The following is a 16,388-nucleotide window of genomic DNA, read 5'->3' on the forward strand; positions in this document are numbered from 1 at the left end:
ATATCCTTTCTCTCCACATAGGAACTACTATGTTTTCGGTCCCCGAAAACTGCTTTCCTATTGGCGATAAAACTTACTGAATCAATTCAAGTAGGGATCGGATTCCATCTCCCGTGTGATAAGGGTACCGAATAATACGAACAGCATCTATTCCTACTTGATTAGGGGCCCAAATATCATTCGTCTCATGATCCCCGACATATAGGACATCACTAGCCTCAACGTCCGCCATCTGTAAAGCAAGCCGAAAAATTGCAGGGTCAGGCTTCTCCAAACCAACTTCGGTTGATACCAGTACGGGGTCAAAATAGTGTAATACCCCTTTGTCAGCTAGAATCGCTTTCAAAGTCGGCGCAAAATTAGAGATAATACCGATACGAAAACCTTGTTTCTTCAACTCTTCCAGAAATGGCTTCACATCATCAAACAAATCATAATACTCCGGTGCTGTGAAAATCTCGTATAACTCATGACAGCAGTTGAAAATCTCTTCCTCTGTCCAATCCTCATGAACGCCTAACTTATGCAGAACATAGTGGTATAGGTTAACCCAGAATTCACGATCTGACTCTGGACTGCACACCACGAAGTTATCTTTTTTCTCAACATAATAAAATAGACGAAATGCTTCTGTAAAAAGTTCATTAATATGATCTTCATCTCGGTCAACTGCGCGCAGTTGCAAGTATTGTTTTAAAATCGTTTGTGCCGCAGGAATCGTTACTAACGTATCACCTGCATCCAAATAAATCATCTTGTAAGCATGTAACTCTTTCCGCATATTCTCTCCTCTAAACGTCCMTCACATGTGTTTGATCGAAATTCGGTGGATTGAACCAATTTGCTCCGCTTGCCACCCAAGTAGAATCCAGAGGTACCCACTTATTCGTTTCCTTGAGATACACTTCATTCCAAGCGTGCGGGCCATATCCACCCTGACCATCATACCCTAGACCTGTGACAACCTTCACATCAAGTCCAATGGATCTGGCCATTTGTGCGTATAACCTTGAATAATCGATACAAACGCCTTCTTTGGTATTGAACGTATCCTCTGGCGTTTGCTCCTTCCAAATTCGTTGTTCTTCATATAGCTTTACTTTATTCCAATCATACTGAACGCGGGTTCCGACCCAACTGTACAGCAGTTTAGCTTTTTCTTCATCTGTCGTGGCATTTGCTGTAATTTCCTTGGCTGCATCCGCAATGTTACCCGGGATTTTCGCGTCAAGAACTTCATATTTTCGTTGCAAAATATTCGTGAATTCTTGCTCTACAGCACGTGTAAAAACAGGCGCCTTCTCCGCAATAAAATCACCTGTGAACGGTGAAATCACTTCTTGAGCTCCTTTTTGATACATATGTGAAGACTCAATATATGGGGTTAGCATCGAGTGAGGGAATATGGAAACATAAATGAATAAAATAGCTATTAGCATTAGAGCTCTAGCAAATCCAGCTATGGATCCAATGGCCCCGCCTGAAATCGAGCTCAAGATCGAATGGCTCCGTTTGGGCATGGCAAACCGTTCTGCTAACCAACGCCCTAACACTAAATCAACCAAGTGATTCAAGATTTGTTTGATAATAACATAGCCGAGAATAAATAAAACGCCAAAACGGAGTAATGGAAAATCGCGCAAGCTAGTAATGACGGTATAGTAAGCTTGTTTTAACGCACTTATGTCCACCGTCGGAACCTGCAAATTCTGATCTTTCAGCCACGTTTGAATCCAAGGTGAAATCAGTTGCACACCCTTCCAAGCAATAAACATGGCGAGGATGGCGAGCACTGCTTCCACCAACATAGCAACGAAATGCCTGGCTGAACCAGAGCCACCACGGAAAAACCCCTGTAGCACAGAAGCTGCAATCGTGAGAACGATCAAGATGGATATAAAATTGATTGAGGTGGTTGAAAACCACGCGTTATCCGTCATGTGTACTCACCTTCCTTTGATAAGCTAGCCCAGCAATTGACTAGGCATTTTTCTTTGCTTGCTCGATGAATGCATTCACCGCAGCATTTGCATTCATTTTGAAAGTTTTCCCGAGAAAAGTGACCTGAACCTCATCGGATCCCGGTTTCCCTTCTACTTGCAAACTTTTCGTGGTAATTAAAAAGGAACCGTCCGGGTTAGCCTTGAATTTCGCCTCTTTGGCTTCCGAAGTCAAGGCGCTAACTGTCTTATCTTTGATGTCATCGCTGACTTGAGAAATAACCGTTGCCCCAATATCTTTTATTTTATCCTTATAACTCGCTCCATAAACGATAAGCGCCCCAACGATGACAAGGACTACGACCCATTTCACCACGGTTTTGACAATACCAATCACAATAAATAGAACAATAATAGCCCCTACAATTAAATACCAACGATCCTGTGCAAACGAAATCCACTGATCCAACTTTAACCCCTCCTTATAATCCAAAAGTCCCTTCCTATCATACTACACGGACTCCTTAATCTTCATCTCTTTTTTTCCTTAACTGTGCTAGCTTCTGCTCGATTTCTTTGGTCTTATCTATGCTTTTTCCAGTTCTACGATAAGATTGTCTTAAACGAAAAACTAGAAAAATTCCGACGGCAGCCAAAAGTATAAAAACTATAGGGTCCATACTTCCTCCCTGTTTCGAATTTGTGTCATTTGTCCCGAACGGTCATATCCTTGGGACGAGCGGCGTAAAACTTAAGAAGAGATGAAACTAAAGGATCGAGGTGGTAAAACCGTGCGAACAGCCATATGGTTGTACTTATTTATGTTTGTTGCATTTTTTGATTTACACGCGCAATACCCGATTTTATCCCCTTTCGCCTTATCGCTGGGAGCTGCTCCTTCATTTATAGGGCTCATCATGGGCGTATATTCACTCACACATCTTCCTGGCAATCTCCTTGCAGGCTATGGTGTAGACAAATACGGCAGTAAATTTTTCATTGTCTTTAGTTTAATTGTAGCAGGGATCATATTACTATTTCAATCCAACGTGAAAGATCCGTGGCATCTGCTTTACATTCGTTCCATCAGTGGATTTGTACTTGCCTTCCTATCACCTGCTTGTTTATCTCTACTTGCTCGCATAGCGCGTGATCGCATTCATCAAAGCAAGCTCATGGCAGGCAACGGCCTGGTCCACACCCTAGCATCCGTAGTCTCGCCTGCGGCAGGTGCTGTATTAGTAGCCAAAATTGGCTTTACAACCTCTTTTTCCGTATTAGGCTGGATCCTTATTTTCACGGGTATTCTTGCCATTTTCGGTGTAAAAGAGAAGGAAATGCTAGCTCACAAAGAGGACAAGACAGGAGCCAAAGCCCTCTTAGATCCGCACGGACATCATGCATCACAGGATATCAAAGAAGGTGATGAAGGTGATGGTGTCTCTATCCCCTGGCTTTTCTTCCTCATTCCCATGGCACTCTCTTGCTCACAGGGGATTCTGTTCTTCGAACTGCCCTTAATGAAATCAGCACGAGAGTCAATTCTTACTTCTGGCGTATTTTTTACATTAGTCAGTTTAGGCGCATTGCTTAGTATCTCTTTCTGGTTTTTGAATAAAATATCACCTTTTTTACGGACAATCGGCGGGAGTATCGGGCTTGCCGCAGTTTTCTTCGGATTAGCCATCCAGTGGCCAATTCCATTAACCGTATCCCTTTTCTTAATCGGCATGGCCAAAGGTGTCATTTATCCCGCACTTGCAGCTTTACTTGCCAGTATTACCAGCAGCTCTAGGTATGGTCGTGTGTTTTCTTTGCTTTCGATTTCTTATTCGGTCGGTGCCTTTATTGGACCCATGATGGCTGGCCAGCTTCGCGATCATATATCCTCCTACTTCATTGCATTCTTCATCCTAATGTTAGCTCTATCACTTCTACCTTTTCGTACGTTCAAATCACCTGTGATAACTTCATAATTTCTCTTCACATAAAAGGCTTGATGTCGTCAGGCCTTTTTCCATGTGTCATACGCTGTAAATCCTTGTCATTTCCCAGGAAATATCGCAGCTCCGCGTTACTTGGATCGCCGCTCCAAACGGGGTATACTACTCTAAAAAGGAGTGAAGGTGAATCCATGTCCATTGCCATAATTGTTGAGGGAAAAAATGATAGGAGTCGCTTGAAGCGAGTCGTTGATGATACCGTCATCATCCACTGTACCTTCGGCACTCCCAGTTCCATTACCTTGGATTCGTTGCGCAAAAAGGTAGGCGATCTGCCTGTTTATATTTTCACTGACAATGACGCATCCGGCAAAAAAATCCGCTATTTGCTGCGCGATACATTTCCCGATGCCGAACACATCTATACCCGTAAGGGCTATGCAGGTGTCGAAGGCACACCAGAAGAATATCTCATTGGGCAATTAGAAAAAGCAGGACTGGACGCGTATATTATCTACCCTGCGCCCAACCCTGCTTATGAATAATCACTTTGCGTTATTTCCCTTTTGAAAGGGTTACAACATCCTTCACGATATGATCTGCATCCAATTCTGGATTACTTGCATCATAGTAATTTCTTAGCTGACCCTTTGGATCGACGAGCAAGATCGCATTGGAATGTGAGAAATTGCCGTCTTTCTCTTTGATGACCATAATACCGAAATCTTCAGCAAGCTTATGAACCTTCGCTTCTTCACCTCGTAGGAACGTCCATCCGCCTGGAACCGGCTTCGATTCGAAGCGATTTCCGAATGCTTTCAGCACCTCTGCAGTATCCCTTACTGGATCCACAGTTATCGATAATATTTCCGCTTTGGATCCCAGTAAATCCTTTTTCTTCAATTCATCCTGCACCTGTGAAATCAAGAAACTTGTCGGCAAGCACACATCTGGACAAAAAGAGTAAAAGAAATACACGAGTCGTACTTTACCGTTCATACTTTCGGAGGTAACTGTTTTACCATCTAAATCTTGCAGTGTAAAAGAAGGCGCAGCCTTCATTGCTGTTAATCTTTCATCCGGCTTACTGCCGTTCGTCACTAATTTATAAGCAAAGGATGCAATCATTGCAATTAAAATCGCACCCAGTGCTAGCTTAAACCAGTTTTTCTCCAAAAACGTCCCCATCGTTTTCGTCCCCCAGACTAAATTTTCGCTGTCGTATCAATAACCATCAAGATCGATAACAGCGTTAAATATAAAAGGGAGAACAAGAACATGCGCTTTGCCCATACAATTTCTGCTTCCCCATTTGCTTTGAATCCTTTGACACTCATGAAAACCCACGTTAATCCAAGAATTGTCGATACGATTAAGAAGATCGTCCCTACATAACCATATGCCGTTAACATTACTGTAACAGGTACTAATAGAACGACATAACGAACCATACTAATTTTCGTTACAAAAGTTCCTCTGACTACCGGCAATAACGGGAAGCCCGCTGCACGATACTCTTCCATACGGCGAATGCCAAGCGCCCAGAAATGCGGCGGCTGCCATAGGAATAAGAACAAGAAAACCAAGATCGCTCCCAAATCAATATTCCCGCTAACCGCGCAATAACCGATCAGAGGTGGTACTGCTCCTGAGATCGCTCCCACGAATGTGCTCCATACCGATGTTCTTTTGAACCACGCTGTATAGATCCAAACATAAAAGAACAATCCAAGTAAACCCATTAATGTAGCTAAAGGTGAATGCGCCCCTAAATAGAGAACCCCTAATCCAATCGTACCAAGAATAATTCCGAACCAAAGAACAAAATTGGCGCTTAACCGTCCACTTGGCAGTGCTCTATTCTGTGTGCGTTCCATCTTCGCATCCATCTCACGGTCCAGATAATTATTCAGTACCGTACCTCCAGCCATAACAAGTGCTGTGCCTAGCATCGTCATAAATAAATGGAGCCAGTCAACATCCCACTTGGCCGCTACCCAGTATCCAGCGAATGCTGTCATCAAATTGGAATAAATAATACCCGGTTTCACCAGTCGGTAATATTCCTTCAAGGTCACAGGCCCATTTGCACCTTTCGTCGAGCTAGCATCTATGGCATCAGTTCCAGCTTGCCCTTGGGACGAGCCGGTTGAAACATTTTCGTAAGTGACTTGATTATCCATGTGCGTTTACCTCCTCTATATCAAATTTCCGATCCTACATCTTAATGAACATTCTCATCATACCAACCCCTACATCATTTGACAATGAAGCACGGGCAGTTGTCATCATATTGTCGATTCTCCCTTCCAGTATGCGTGGAAAATGCACTTACCATTCGATTCCATTTTGGAATATGTGAAAAAATTGTGGAATTAACCTCTGGGACACCTTAACGCCTCTATCTATGCTCTCTTATAGCTATCTAACGCCACTATCCCCTTCGCTCAGGTTAGCAAGCGGCAACGATCCTGAGCCAATGGGATTGTGTCCATAAGCTTCAGCCTTAAACATATTCCCCCACCAGCAGCCAGTATGAATAGAAAGAGGAGACAGGTCATAACCTGCCTCCTCTTTCTATTTATTCACTAGCAACGGTGTTAAATCAAATAAGCTGCAGCGGATTTGATGCCATGCCTTCGTCAAGACATCTTGCAGCTCCCAGGCATGCCTTCCCATGACGTTCACAACAAGTCCATATTTATAAGTTAGACTTGCTCCTACTCGAACCGTATGGCTTTCCAGCTGACTTAATTTGTCCACAATGACTTCAAGGTGGCGTGGACCAAGCCGGTCTGAGAAGACAAACAGATTTCCCATATGCGTCTCACCTTCCCAGCAACCTGGTGCAGTCAGCTGCATCGTCCCCGGTTCAACACGCAGATTCTGATAGAAGATCAGCTCGCCCTCATACCAGACCTTCATCCTGTTCACATACCTCGTATAGTGAAATATTTCCCCTCGCTGCGTGCGACCGGGACAAAGGACATCTGAGAAAATCAATGCTGATCCTCTCGCTATATGCGCTTCCGTTTCAGCGAATAAATCAGCATCCTTATAGAGCATTAACGGTTCCGGCATATACTCGAGCAGCGCGTCAGCTTCCAATCGAAGTATTTGATGCTGCGTGCTTCCTTGATCCCCCGAAGAAGGATGCACCTTCGTGAACGACTGGTTCGTTAGAAAAACACGTRCGCCCTCTTCAAGGCGCACGTTAATTTCATAGTGATCACCGGCCATCAGCCCAGGTGAGCAATCCATCATATAAACGCCCAACTGATCCATAGGGGCGGCACCATCCATGCACGTTTCATTTTCGTAACGAAACGTTTTGGCGATTTTGAGCGGGAAGGCATGATATTTGTGTACGAGCCGTGTGAAGCCGCTGCGCACCGCAAATTGTGCGGATATCTCCCCAGTCAGCTTAGGCATGGCTGAACTCCGTCTCCACCCAAGACACGATATCATCCACCCCTGTACCACCCATCAGGTTTGAGAAGATATACGGTCGCTCGCCGCGCATTTTTTTCGTATCGGAATCCATTACTTCTAATCTGGCGCCCACATAAGGAGCAAGATCGATTTTGTTAATGATCAGCATATCTGAACGCATAATGCCTGGCCCGCCTTTACGAGGAATTTTCTCCCCTTGAGCCACATCAATAATATAGATGAAGCGATCCACGAGCTCCGGACTGAATGCAGCTGCCAAATTATCACCGCCACTCTCAATGAAAATAATATCGAGATTCTCAAATCGTTTCTCCAGCTCTTCAATCGCTTCGAAATTCATCGACGCATCCTCACGGATCGCCGTATGCGGACATCCACCTGTCTCTACCCCAATGATACGCTCTTCTGGCAATGCCTCAGAACTAATCAGAATACGTGCATCTTCCTTAGTATAAATGTCATTCGTGATAACTGCGATACTATAGCGTCCGTTCAACTTTCTTGCCAAGCGCTCTACTAGCGCTGTTTTACCGGAACCTACAGGACCTCCGATCCCAATTCGCATCGGGCGACTACGGTCTGCTGCCGGCTTCTCCCATTCGTGATGATGATGACCATTTCCTTGACACATTGTAATTCCTCCTCAGATATATAGTTAGATTTCCTTCTAGGACATAAATAAACGTGAATATAACGTTTCATGCTGCATCATAGCTAAATCAGCCGCTGGTGAATTCGTGAAAGCCTCCATTGGATCCAGATGTGAAACTCGCTGCCATTCACTTCCCGTCAAAGGAACGAGCTTCGCAAGCAGCATCTGACCTTGCGTTTGTCCAATGGACATTAGCCTGAGCGCACTATTAATACATGTCATGATACACGTATATAGATAGCCTTCAGCAGCCTGATGAAGAGGAACGCCTAAATGGTAGCTCACCCATCCATGAACAACAGGATGATTCGAGCTGCATTTCCCAGCACTTACCGCATCATCGAGCGGCTGCCAATTCAGTTCCGGATACAGCGAACGTGATAATTGGAGTAATCTGCGTCCCATTTTCTGAACGCCGCTTCGCGTCTCACTCCCTACCCGCTGCACATGAAGCATATGGTCGAGGTCCCAAAGCTGCCCCAACTCCCCTCGAGGGATGTGCCGATAAGCCGCTTTAATGACCATGGCATCCGAGGATGCCCAGCTGCCCGCAAGCATCGAACGAATATAGGATTCAAGCTCCCCAATCGTCGTCAATCTCCCTTGCTGGACGAGAGTTTCCAATCCAAAAGAGTGGGAAAACCCGCCAATCGGAAGCGCCGAATCCAACAGTTGCTGATAAGCTAACCAATGGAACGGTGGATGTTCTAACGCAGTCATTGTTGTCACCTCAATCGGGACTTTCTTCTCTTCTTTTTAAAATAAGAAATATAACTGCGCCATCGGCAGCTCTGTCGCAGGCTCACAGGTTACGGCTTCGCCATCAACCTTCACCTCGTAGGTTTCTGGATTCACTTCTATAGAAGGAGTTCCGTCGTTATGAATCATATCTTTCTTGGAAATGCTGCGGCAGCCTTTCACCGGCTCAATCCGCTTCTGCAATCCGAATCGCTCCCCGATCCCGCTGTCATACGCTGCCTGAGAAACGAAGGTAATCGAGCTTTGCGTCAACGCTTTCCCAAATGCAGCGAACATCGGTCTACCGAAGACAGGCTGCGGTGTTGGGATGGATGCGTTCGGATCTCCCATTTGGGCGTAAGCAATGCTGCCGCCTTTAAGGACGAGATCCGGCTTCACACCGAAAAACATCGGACTCCAAACGACCAAATCTGCGAATTTGCCTGGTTCAATCGACCCTACAAGATGCGATATACCGTGGGTAATCGCTGGATTTATTGTATACTTCGCCATGTAGCGTTTGATTCGAAAATTATCATTGCTTTCGGTATCCGGAGCTAGCGGTCCGCGCTGTTTTTTCATTTTATCCGCGGTTTGCCACGTTCGAATAATGACCTCACCCACTCGCCCCATTGCCTGGGAGTCGGAACTCAGCATACTGAACACGCCTAAGTCATGCAGAATATCCTCCGCTGCAATCGTCTCAGGGCGAATCCGAGAATCGGCGAAAGCGACATCTTCCGGAATTCGACTATCCAAGTGATGGCACACCATCAACATATCCAAATGTTCTTCAATTGTATTGATCGTGTACGGACGTGTCGGATTGGTCGAGGAGGGCAGGACATTCAGCTCTGCGGCCGCTCGGATAATATCCGGTGCATGACCGCCCCCAGCTCCCTCGGTATGATACGTATGAATGGTACGTCCTTTAATCGCTGCAAGCGTGTCCTCAAGAAATCCCGCTTCATTCAATGTATCCGTATGAATCGCCACTTGCACATCATAACGATCTGCCGCTTCCAAACACATGTCGATCGCTGCCGGCGTCGTTCCCCAATCCTCATGAAGCTTCAAGCCAATGGCGCCCGCTTCAATTTGTTCCGTCAGAGGCGCCAAGAAGGAAGAGTTCCCTTTGCCGGTAAAGCCCAGATTCATCGGAAACGCTTCGGCTGCCTCCAACATCCGCTGCATGTGCCATGCGCCTGGCGTGCAGGTTGTCGCATTCGTTCCGGTTGCTGGACCTGTACCACCGCCGATCATCGTCGTCATGCCTGAAGAAAGCGCAGTTTCAATTTGCTGCGGACAAATGAAATGGATATGCGCGTCGATGCCGCCAGCCGTTACGATTTTACCCTCACCCGCAATAACCTCGGTGCTTGCACCTACGATCATATTCGGATGTACGCCATCCATAATATCCGGGTTGCCAGCTTTGCCAATACCAACAATATGACCATCACGAATACCGATATCACCTTTGACAATCCCCCAGTGATCAATAATGACAGCATTCGTTATTAATGTATCTAGAACCCCCTGTGTACGGGTCGCGCCGCTGGATTGTCCCATACCGTCACGGATAACCTTGCCGCCGCCAAATTTACATTCATCCCCATATACGGTGTAATCATGCTCAATTTGTGCCCATAGTTCTGTGTCTGCCAATCGAATGGCATCGCCTGTTGTAGGGCCAAACATCAGTGCATAGTTCTTACGATCTATTCGACTCACCGTGCATCCCCTCCCAAGCCTGCCATCTTGCTTTCGTTTCTGCCGGCATTTTGTCTTTTTCCGCTAAACCTTGACTCAAATTATTGAGTCCATAACTCAATTTGGCTCCGCCTAATTCGACTAGTTGAACTGGTTTCTGCTCACCAGGCTCGAAACGGACTGCTGTTCCTGCCGGAATGTCTAGGCGCATGCCAAAGGCTAGCTCTCTTGAGAAATCCAACCCTCGATTGACTTCAAAAAAATGAAAATGCGACCCCACTTGAACCGGTCGATCTCCTGTATTCGTAACGATGATTTCTATCGTCTGTCTGCCAACATTCATTTCTATATAGCCTTTGGCTGTTCGATATTCACCGGGAACCATGTGCTCGCCCCTTTCATGTGTAATTAAGTAATAGGTTCATGTACCGTAACTAATTTGGTTCCATCGGGGAACGTGGCTTCCACTTGCACTTCGTGAATCATTTGCGGCACACCTTCCATAACTTGATCTGCCTTCAATATTGTCGTACCGAATGCCATGAGCTGCGCGACCGTCAAGCCATCTCTAGCTCCTTCCATAATCTCGGAAGTCAGCAGAGCAATACTTTCTGGATAATTCAGCTTTAAGCCTCTGGCAAGCCTTCGTCTAGCTAAGTCAGCAGCTACGGTAATGAGTAGCTTCTCTTTCTCTCTTTCCGTTAAATGCACGTTTCTCACCTCTTCTAAATCCGAATAATGGCAATCCTTTACACTCATTATATTCGTGTATTTCACGATTGTAAATCTTTAATGTTATGTATATTGACGTTAAGACAGTGTTTTCGAACCGTTTTTTTCGCTTTCATGTGATTTTCACAACAATTTCGCTTGTTTTTGTGCATTTTTACCAAAAAACTGTATTTGTATGTCATGTATATTGACATTAACTTGTATCGCCATTTATCATAAGCCATGTAATCCAAATCTTGTAAGGCAAGGGAGTGGGACGTGAATGAGAGAGATAAGAAACAAAGGTAAGCTTACAGTTGCACTAAGTATGGCTTTGATGTTAGTAGCGGCCGGCTGTGCGAAGACAGAATCTACCACCTCTACGACGACTGCACCTGCGGCTTCAACAACATCTGGCGATACCGTACCAGTGGGAATTCTTCACTCACTAACAGGTACAATGTCCATCAGTGAGGTATCTGTGCGAGATGCTGAGCTCATGGCGATTGATGAAATTAATGCAGCTGGGGGACTATTGGGCAAAAAGATTAAACCCGTGATCGAAGATGGGGCATCGGATTGGCCAACTTTTGCAGAGAAGACAAAGAAGCTCCTGCAAAAAGACAGCGTAGTAACAATTTTCGGTTGTTGGACATCAGCTAGCCGTAAAGCCGTACTACCGGTTGTCGAGCAAAACAAAGGATTACTTTGGTACCCGGTACAGTATGAAGGCGTAGAATCCTCACCTAACATCTTCTACGTCGGCGCAACAACGAACCAACAAATCATCCCCGCAGTCACATGGCTCCTGCAAAACAAAGGCAAGAAATTTTTCCTCCTTGGTTCCGACTACGTCTTCCCAAGAACAGCCAACAAAATTATTAAAGAGCAGTTGAAAGCGGATGGCGGAACACTGGTTGCTGAAGAATACACACCGCTTGGACACACAGACTACAATACAATCATTAGTAAGATTAAAAAGGAAAAACCAGACGTTGTCTTCAACACATTGAACGGCGATAGCAACGTTGCTTTCTTCAAGCAGCTGAAAGATGCTGGAATTTCGGCAAAAGATTTAACAACCATGTCCGTGAGTATTGCCGAAGAAGAAGTGCGTGGTATCGGTGCCTCCGTTCTCGACGGTCACTACACAGCATGGAACTACTATCAAACAACAGATACACCTGAAAACAAAAAATTCGTTGATGCTTACAAAGCCAAATACGGTAAGGACCGCGTAACGGATGATCCAATTGAAGCTGGGTACACAGCTGTGTATCTGTGGGCTGAAGCTGTGAAGAAAGCAGGTTCCTTTGACGTAGAGAAAGTAAAAGCAGCAGCCAAAGGAATCGAGTGGAATTCACCTGAAGGTAAAGTCACCATTGATGGTGAGAATCAACATATTTACAAAACAGCACGTATCGGTCAAATTACAGCAGATGGCCAAATCAAAGAAATTTGGAATTCCGGCAAAGCACTCAAACCGGATCCATTCCTCAAAACATACCCTTGGGGCGCAGAAGTAACGAAATAATACTTACAAGTTGGTACTCAGAAACCAGGACTGCCTAACCGCAGTCCTGGATTTCATCATTTTACTCCCGCATCTGAGAAAGGAGAGGTCGCCATGAGTTTGCTACTGCTTCAAATATTTAACGGACTCAGCTTAAGCTCAATTCTGCTTTTGATCGCAATCGGTCTCGCCATTACCTTTGGTCTCATGAACGTTATGAATATGGCGCATGGCGAATTTATTATGATCGGTGCTTATATGGCTTACCTCGTACAGAAATGGTTTCAATCGTATATGCCCGCTTCTGCATTCGGCTGGTATTTCGTCGTTTCACTCGGCGTTGCCTTTGTCGTTGCTTTCGCCATAGGCTGGCTGCTCGAAGTTGTGCTCATTCGCTTCATGTACGGCAGACCGTTGGATAGCCTACTCGCTACCTGGGGCGTCTCCCTTGCCTTACAGCAAATTGCGCGATCCATCTTTGGCGCTCCCAACGTCGCTGTGAAAGCACCACAATGGCTAGAAGGCGGATGGCACGTAACGGCAGACTTAATTCTTCCATATAAGAGACTCTTTATCATTGGGCTTGTGGCATTATGCATCTTGATTATCTATCTCTATCTCTATCACTCTGCTGGCGGAAGACGAATGAGAGCGGTTATGCAAAATCGCCAAATGGCTTCGTGTTTAGGAATATCTACGCGTAGAGTTGATGCCCAATCCTTCGCTTTTGGCTCCGCTATGGCAGGTATCGCCGGTTGTGCCCTATCCTTACTTGGACCGATCGGGCCCACAATTGGGACCTATTATATTGTAGATGCCTTCATGGTCGTCGTACTTGGCGGAATCGGCAAGCTAATCGGCACCGTAGCTGGTGCATTAGGAATYGGGGTATTCAATACGGCTTTGGAATATACAACCAGCGCTACACTCGGTAAAGTACTTGTGTTTACACTGATCATCGCCTTCCTACAATGGAAACCAATGGGACTTGTAACGATGCGTTCGAGATCCTTAGATTGAAGAAAGGATGTGACTACTATCTATGCTTTTTGCCAAACAATCTAAGCTCAAACTAACCATCTATGGGATCTGTCTACTACTCATCGCGCTTGCCCCCCTATTCTTGTCTGACTTTCGTTTATCCTTACTCGGCAAATTCCTGGCTTATGCCATTATCGCGATCGKAATTGATTTAATCTGGGGATATACCGGCATTTTGAGCCTTGGTCATGGCGTATATTTCGGTCTCGGCGCTTATTGTATGGCTATGCACCTCAAGCTGGCTTCCACGCCAAATCAATTGCCTGATTTCATGTCCTGGAGTGGTGTCAAAAGCTTGCCGTGGTTCTGGATGCCGTTCCACAGTGCCGCGGCCGCATTCCTATTGGCGCTCATTGTACCGATGATCGTCGCCTTCATCCTTGGTTATTTTACGTTTCGCAATCGGATTAAAGGTGCATTCTTCTCGATTTTATCCCAAGCTTTAGTCATCATTACGGTGACACTCTTCGTTGGGCAGCAAGGGTATACGGGCGGGACGAATGGTTTGACGAATTTCACGACCTTTCTTGGTCTGAATCTACAGTTGCAATCAACCAAGCTGCTGTTTTTCTATCTCACCTTAGCTGTCGTACTACTCGTGCTGATCCTTAGCACTATGCTCGTGACTAGCCGACTCGGCAATATTCTTACTGCCATTCGTGATGGTGAGAATCGGGTGCGCTTCATTGGCTATAATCCCGTAACGTATAAGGTATTCATCTACTGCCTCTCCGCGGGGTTAGCTGGGCTTGCTGGCGTACTCTTCGTACTTCAAGAAGGGATCATCTCCCCTGCGCAAATGGGCATCGTGCCATCTATTGAAATGGTGCTATGGGTAGCCATTGGCGGTCGATCAACGATTGGCGGCGCTGTTCTTGGAGCATTAGTTACGAATACAGCTAAAACAACCTTTAGCGAAGCCTATCCGGCTTGGTGGCCCATCATGCTCGGCGCCATGTTCATCGTCGTGGTCCTTTTACTGCCGAAGGGAATCGTCGGCACATTAACCCACTTTTTCTCCAATTGGAAAAGAAACAGAAATCAGCATCCGAAGAAGCAGATCTCTACATCGCAAGAAGTCATAGAAACTTAACCGCGCTTATGCAAATCGGAAAGGGGAACATTTCAATGCTAGGACAATTAGCGAAACAACAACCGACAACTGACGAGACAATCCTGAGCGTCAAGGGACTTGAGGTGAACTTCGACGGTTTCAAAGCCTTGCGAAATCTAGATTTCTCGTTAAAACAAGGTGAACTCCGCTTCCTTATCGGGCCTAATGGTGCGGGCAAAACAACACTCCTTGATGTCATTTGCGGCAAAGTAAAGCCTTCGCAAGGCCACGTCTTATTCAAGGATTCGATTGATCTCACCAAGCACCAAGAGCACCAAATTGCCCAACTAGGGATTGGACGCAAATTCCAGGCCCCTACCGTTTTCTCGACATTGACAGTGTTTGAAAATTTGGCACTATCCATGAAGCAGCAGCGCGGCCTTCTCAGCGCGCTTTGGGCCAAAACCACAAGTGAACAAAGAGAACGACTTCACCTCAGGCTTGAAATGATCGGTCTGCAAAGTAAAGCCAAAGAACGTGCGGGTTCCCTCTCCCATGGGGAGAAGCAGTGGCTTGAAATCGGGATGCTTCTCATGCAGGAGCCTGATCTTTTGCTGCTCGACGAACCTGCCGCTGGCATGACAGATAGTGAAACAGAGAAGACGGGTGAACTGCTCCATGAAATTGCAGCCAATCAAACTATTATCGTCGTTGAGCACGACATGGCTTTCGTACGCCAATTCGCTAGAATGGTAACGGTTCTCCATGAAGGAACAGTCCTGCGCGAAGGCACCATGCAAGAAATTCAGAATGACGATAAAGTGGCGGAAGTCTACCTCGGAAGGAGAGTTGAACGCGGTGCTTAAACTACAAGGTATAGAGTCCGGCTATGGCGAAAGTATGGTCATCCGTAACGTCAACCTCGAAGTAAGACCCGGTCAGATCGTTTGTCTAATGGGGCGCAATGGGGTTGGAAAATCAACTTTAATGAAGAGTATTATGGGACTCATTAAGCCCCGATCGGGTTCCATTCAGTACTCGGATACAGACATCACTTCATCTTCACCAGACCGCCGTGCCAAGTCAGGCATTGGCTATGTACCACAGGGCAGGGAAATATTTCCCCAGCTATCGGTAGAGGAGAATCTTTTATTAGGCTTAGAAGCCTCATTCGATCGTCGCAAGAAATTACCCGATACGATCTTCGATACGTTTCCTGTACTTCGACAAATGCTCCATCGCAAAGGAGGGGACCTCAGTGGCGGCCAGCAGCAGCAATTAGCTATCGCACGGGCATTGGCTCCTGGACCTAAACTGCTGCTCCTAGATGAACCTATGGAGGGGATACAGCCATCTATCGTCATGGAGATTGAGGCCATTATTGAAACGATTAAGCGCAATCGAGAAATTGCCGTTCTATTGGTAGAGCAAAGTTTAGAGTTTGCTACTAGCATCGCTGATTACTACTATGTACTTGACCGCGGCACCATTGCTGCCGAAGGGAAAGCAGAGCATCTGAGCGAAGATCTCGTCCGGAAGCATTTGACAGTATGATCGTTCCCCTTCTTCTCCCCCTAACCGAATGAAGCTGACTCACTTGACCTAAGATTGAAGGTTCAAGTAAACATCA

General features: G+C 45.9%; 18 protein-coding genes. 7 read left to right on the forward strand and 11 right to left on the reverse strand.

Annotation, left to right across the window (positions count from 1 at the left end; translation table 11 throughout):
• Positions 1–73: 73 nt before the first annotated feature.
• From AC1DLM_RS14225 to AC1DLM_RS14235, 3 genes are read right to left on the reverse strand one after another with little or no spacing between them, the layout of a single operon-like run.
• The gene (locus AC1DLM_RS14225; RefSeq protein WP_477570336.1) at positions 74–781 is read right to left on the reverse strand and encodes an HAD-IA family hydrolase; all 708 of its coding nucleotides are present in this window, start codon (positions 779–781) and stop codon (positions 74–76) included.
• Between the two features lie 10 nt (positions 782–791).
• Positions 792–1,940: a transglutaminase domain-containing protein gene (locus AC1DLM_RS14230; RefSeq protein ID WP_477570337.1), complete on the reverse strand. Its 1,149-nt coding sequence runs from the start codon at positions 1,938–1,940 to the stop codon at positions 792–794.
• A 40-nt stretch (positions 1,941–1,980) separates the two neighbouring features.
• Positions 1,981–2,409 carry a hypothetical protein gene (locus AC1DLM_RS14235; RefSeq protein WP_477570338.1) on the reverse strand — a complete coding sequence of 143 codons (429 nt, stop codon included), beginning with the start codon at positions 2,407–2,409 and terminating at the stop codon, positions 1,981–1,983.
• Positions 2,410–2,731: 322 nt separating this feature from the next.
• Here AC1DLM_RS14235 and AC1DLM_RS14240 point away from each other — a divergent pair, with 322 nt between their 5' ends.
• Positions 2,732–3,916 (forward strand): MFS transporter, encoded by a 1,185-nt coding sequence (locus AC1DLM_RS14240; protein ID WP_441988626.1) that lies wholly within the window; start codon positions 2,732–2,734, stop codon positions 3,914–3,916.
• A gap of 158 nt (positions 3,917–4,074) precedes the next feature.
• Entirely contained in the window at positions 4,075–4,428 is a 354-nt protein-coding gene (locus AC1DLM_RS14245) for a toprim domain-containing protein (RefSeq protein WP_477570339.1), read from the forward strand.
• 10 nt (positions 4,429–4,438) lie between these two features.
• Here AC1DLM_RS14245 and AC1DLM_RS14250 read toward each other — a convergent pair whose 3' ends face one another.
• The 8 genes from AC1DLM_RS14250 to AC1DLM_RS14285 form a co-directional block, all read right to left on the reverse strand.
• Entirely contained in the window at positions 4,439–5,071 is a 633-nt protein-coding gene (locus tag AC1DLM_RS14250) for an SCO family protein (protein WP_441988624.1), read from the reverse strand.
• A gap of 17 nt (positions 5,072–5,088) precedes the next feature.
• On the reverse strand, positions 5,089–6,066 hold the full coding sequence (gene cyoE / locus AC1DLM_RS14255; RefSeq protein WP_441988623.1) for a heme o synthase: 978 nt from the start codon (positions 6,064–6,066) through the stop codon (positions 5,089–5,091).
• A gap of 394 nt (positions 6,067–6,460) precedes the next feature.
• Positions 6,461–7,315, reverse strand: coding sequence for an urease accessory protein UreD (locus tag AC1DLM_RS14260; RefSeq protein WP_477570340.1), 855 nt, complete (start codon positions 7,313–7,315; stop codon positions 6,461–6,463).
• Positions 7,308–7,967 carry an urease accessory protein UreG gene (ureG, locus tag AC1DLM_RS14265; RefSeq protein WP_441988621.1) on the reverse strand — a complete coding sequence of 220 codons (660 nt, stop codon included), beginning with the start codon at positions 7,965–7,967 and terminating at the stop codon, positions 7,308–7,310. The genes AC1DLM_RS14260 and ureG overlap by 8 nt, the downstream gene beginning before the upstream one ends.
• A 36-nt stretch (positions 7,968–8,003) precedes the next feature.
• Positions 8,004–8,708, reverse strand: coding sequence for an urease accessory protein UreF (locus AC1DLM_RS14270; RefSeq protein WP_441988620.1), 705 nt, complete (start codon positions 8,706–8,708; stop codon positions 8,004–8,006).
• A 36-nt stretch (positions 8,709–8,744) separates the two neighbouring features.
• The gene (ureC, locus tag AC1DLM_RS14275) at positions 8,745–10,460 is read right to left on the reverse strand and encodes an urease subunit alpha (RefSeq protein WP_477570341.1); all 1,716 of its coding nucleotides are present in this window, start codon (positions 10,458–10,460) and stop codon (positions 8,745–8,747) included.
• Positions 10,441–10,824 (reverse strand): urease subunit beta, encoded by a 384-nt coding sequence (gene ureB, locus AC1DLM_RS14280; protein WP_171629178.1) that lies wholly within the window; start codon positions 10,822–10,824, stop codon positions 10,441–10,443. Before ureB ends, ureC begins: the two co-directional genes overlap by 20 nt.
• A gap of 23 nt (positions 10,825–10,847) precedes the next feature.
• Entirely contained in the window at positions 10,848–11,150 is a 303-nt protein-coding gene (locus AC1DLM_RS14285; protein WP_056613424.1) for an urease subunit gamma, read from the reverse strand.
• A 283-nt stretch (positions 11,151–11,433) separates the two neighbouring features.
• On the opposite strand from AC1DLM_RS14285, the gene urtA reads away from it, so the two are divergent.
• The 5 genes from urtA to urtE all read left to right on the forward strand — a co-directional run bounded on the left by urtA (position 11,434) and on the right by urtE (position 16,312).
• Positions 11,434–12,684, forward strand: coding sequence for an urea ABC transporter substrate-binding protein (gene urtA, locus AC1DLM_RS14290; RefSeq protein WP_477570342.1), 1,251 nt, complete (start codon positions 11,434–11,436; stop codon positions 12,682–12,684).
• A 93-nt stretch (positions 12,685–12,777) separates the two neighbouring features.
• Complete coding sequence (gene urtB, locus AC1DLM_RS14295) at positions 12,778–13,683, forward strand: urea ABC transporter permease subunit UrtB (protein ID WP_056613419.1); 906 nt, start codon at positions 12,778–12,780, stop codon at positions 13,681–13,683.
• Between the two features lie 22 nt (positions 13,684–13,705).
• Positions 13,706–14,797, forward strand: coding sequence for an urea ABC transporter permease subunit UrtC (urtC, locus tag AC1DLM_RS14300; protein ID WP_477570343.1), 1,092 nt, complete (start codon positions 13,706–13,708; stop codon positions 14,795–14,797).
• Between the two features lie 35 nt (positions 14,798–14,832).
• Entirely contained in the window at positions 14,833–15,624 is a 792-nt protein-coding gene (urtD, locus tag AC1DLM_RS14305) for an urea ABC transporter ATP-binding protein UrtD (protein WP_477570344.1), read from the forward strand.
• Positions 15,617–16,312 carry an urea ABC transporter ATP-binding subunit UrtE gene (urtE, locus tag AC1DLM_RS14310; protein ID WP_441988614.1) on the forward strand — a complete coding sequence of 232 codons (696 nt, stop codon included), beginning with the start codon at positions 15,617–15,619 and terminating at the stop codon, positions 16,310–16,312. The genes urtD and urtE overlap by 8 nt, the downstream gene beginning before the upstream one ends.
• Positions 16,313–16,388 lie beyond the last annotated feature (76 nt).

This window comes from Paenibacillus sp. 01T442 (genome assembly GCF_056398345.1).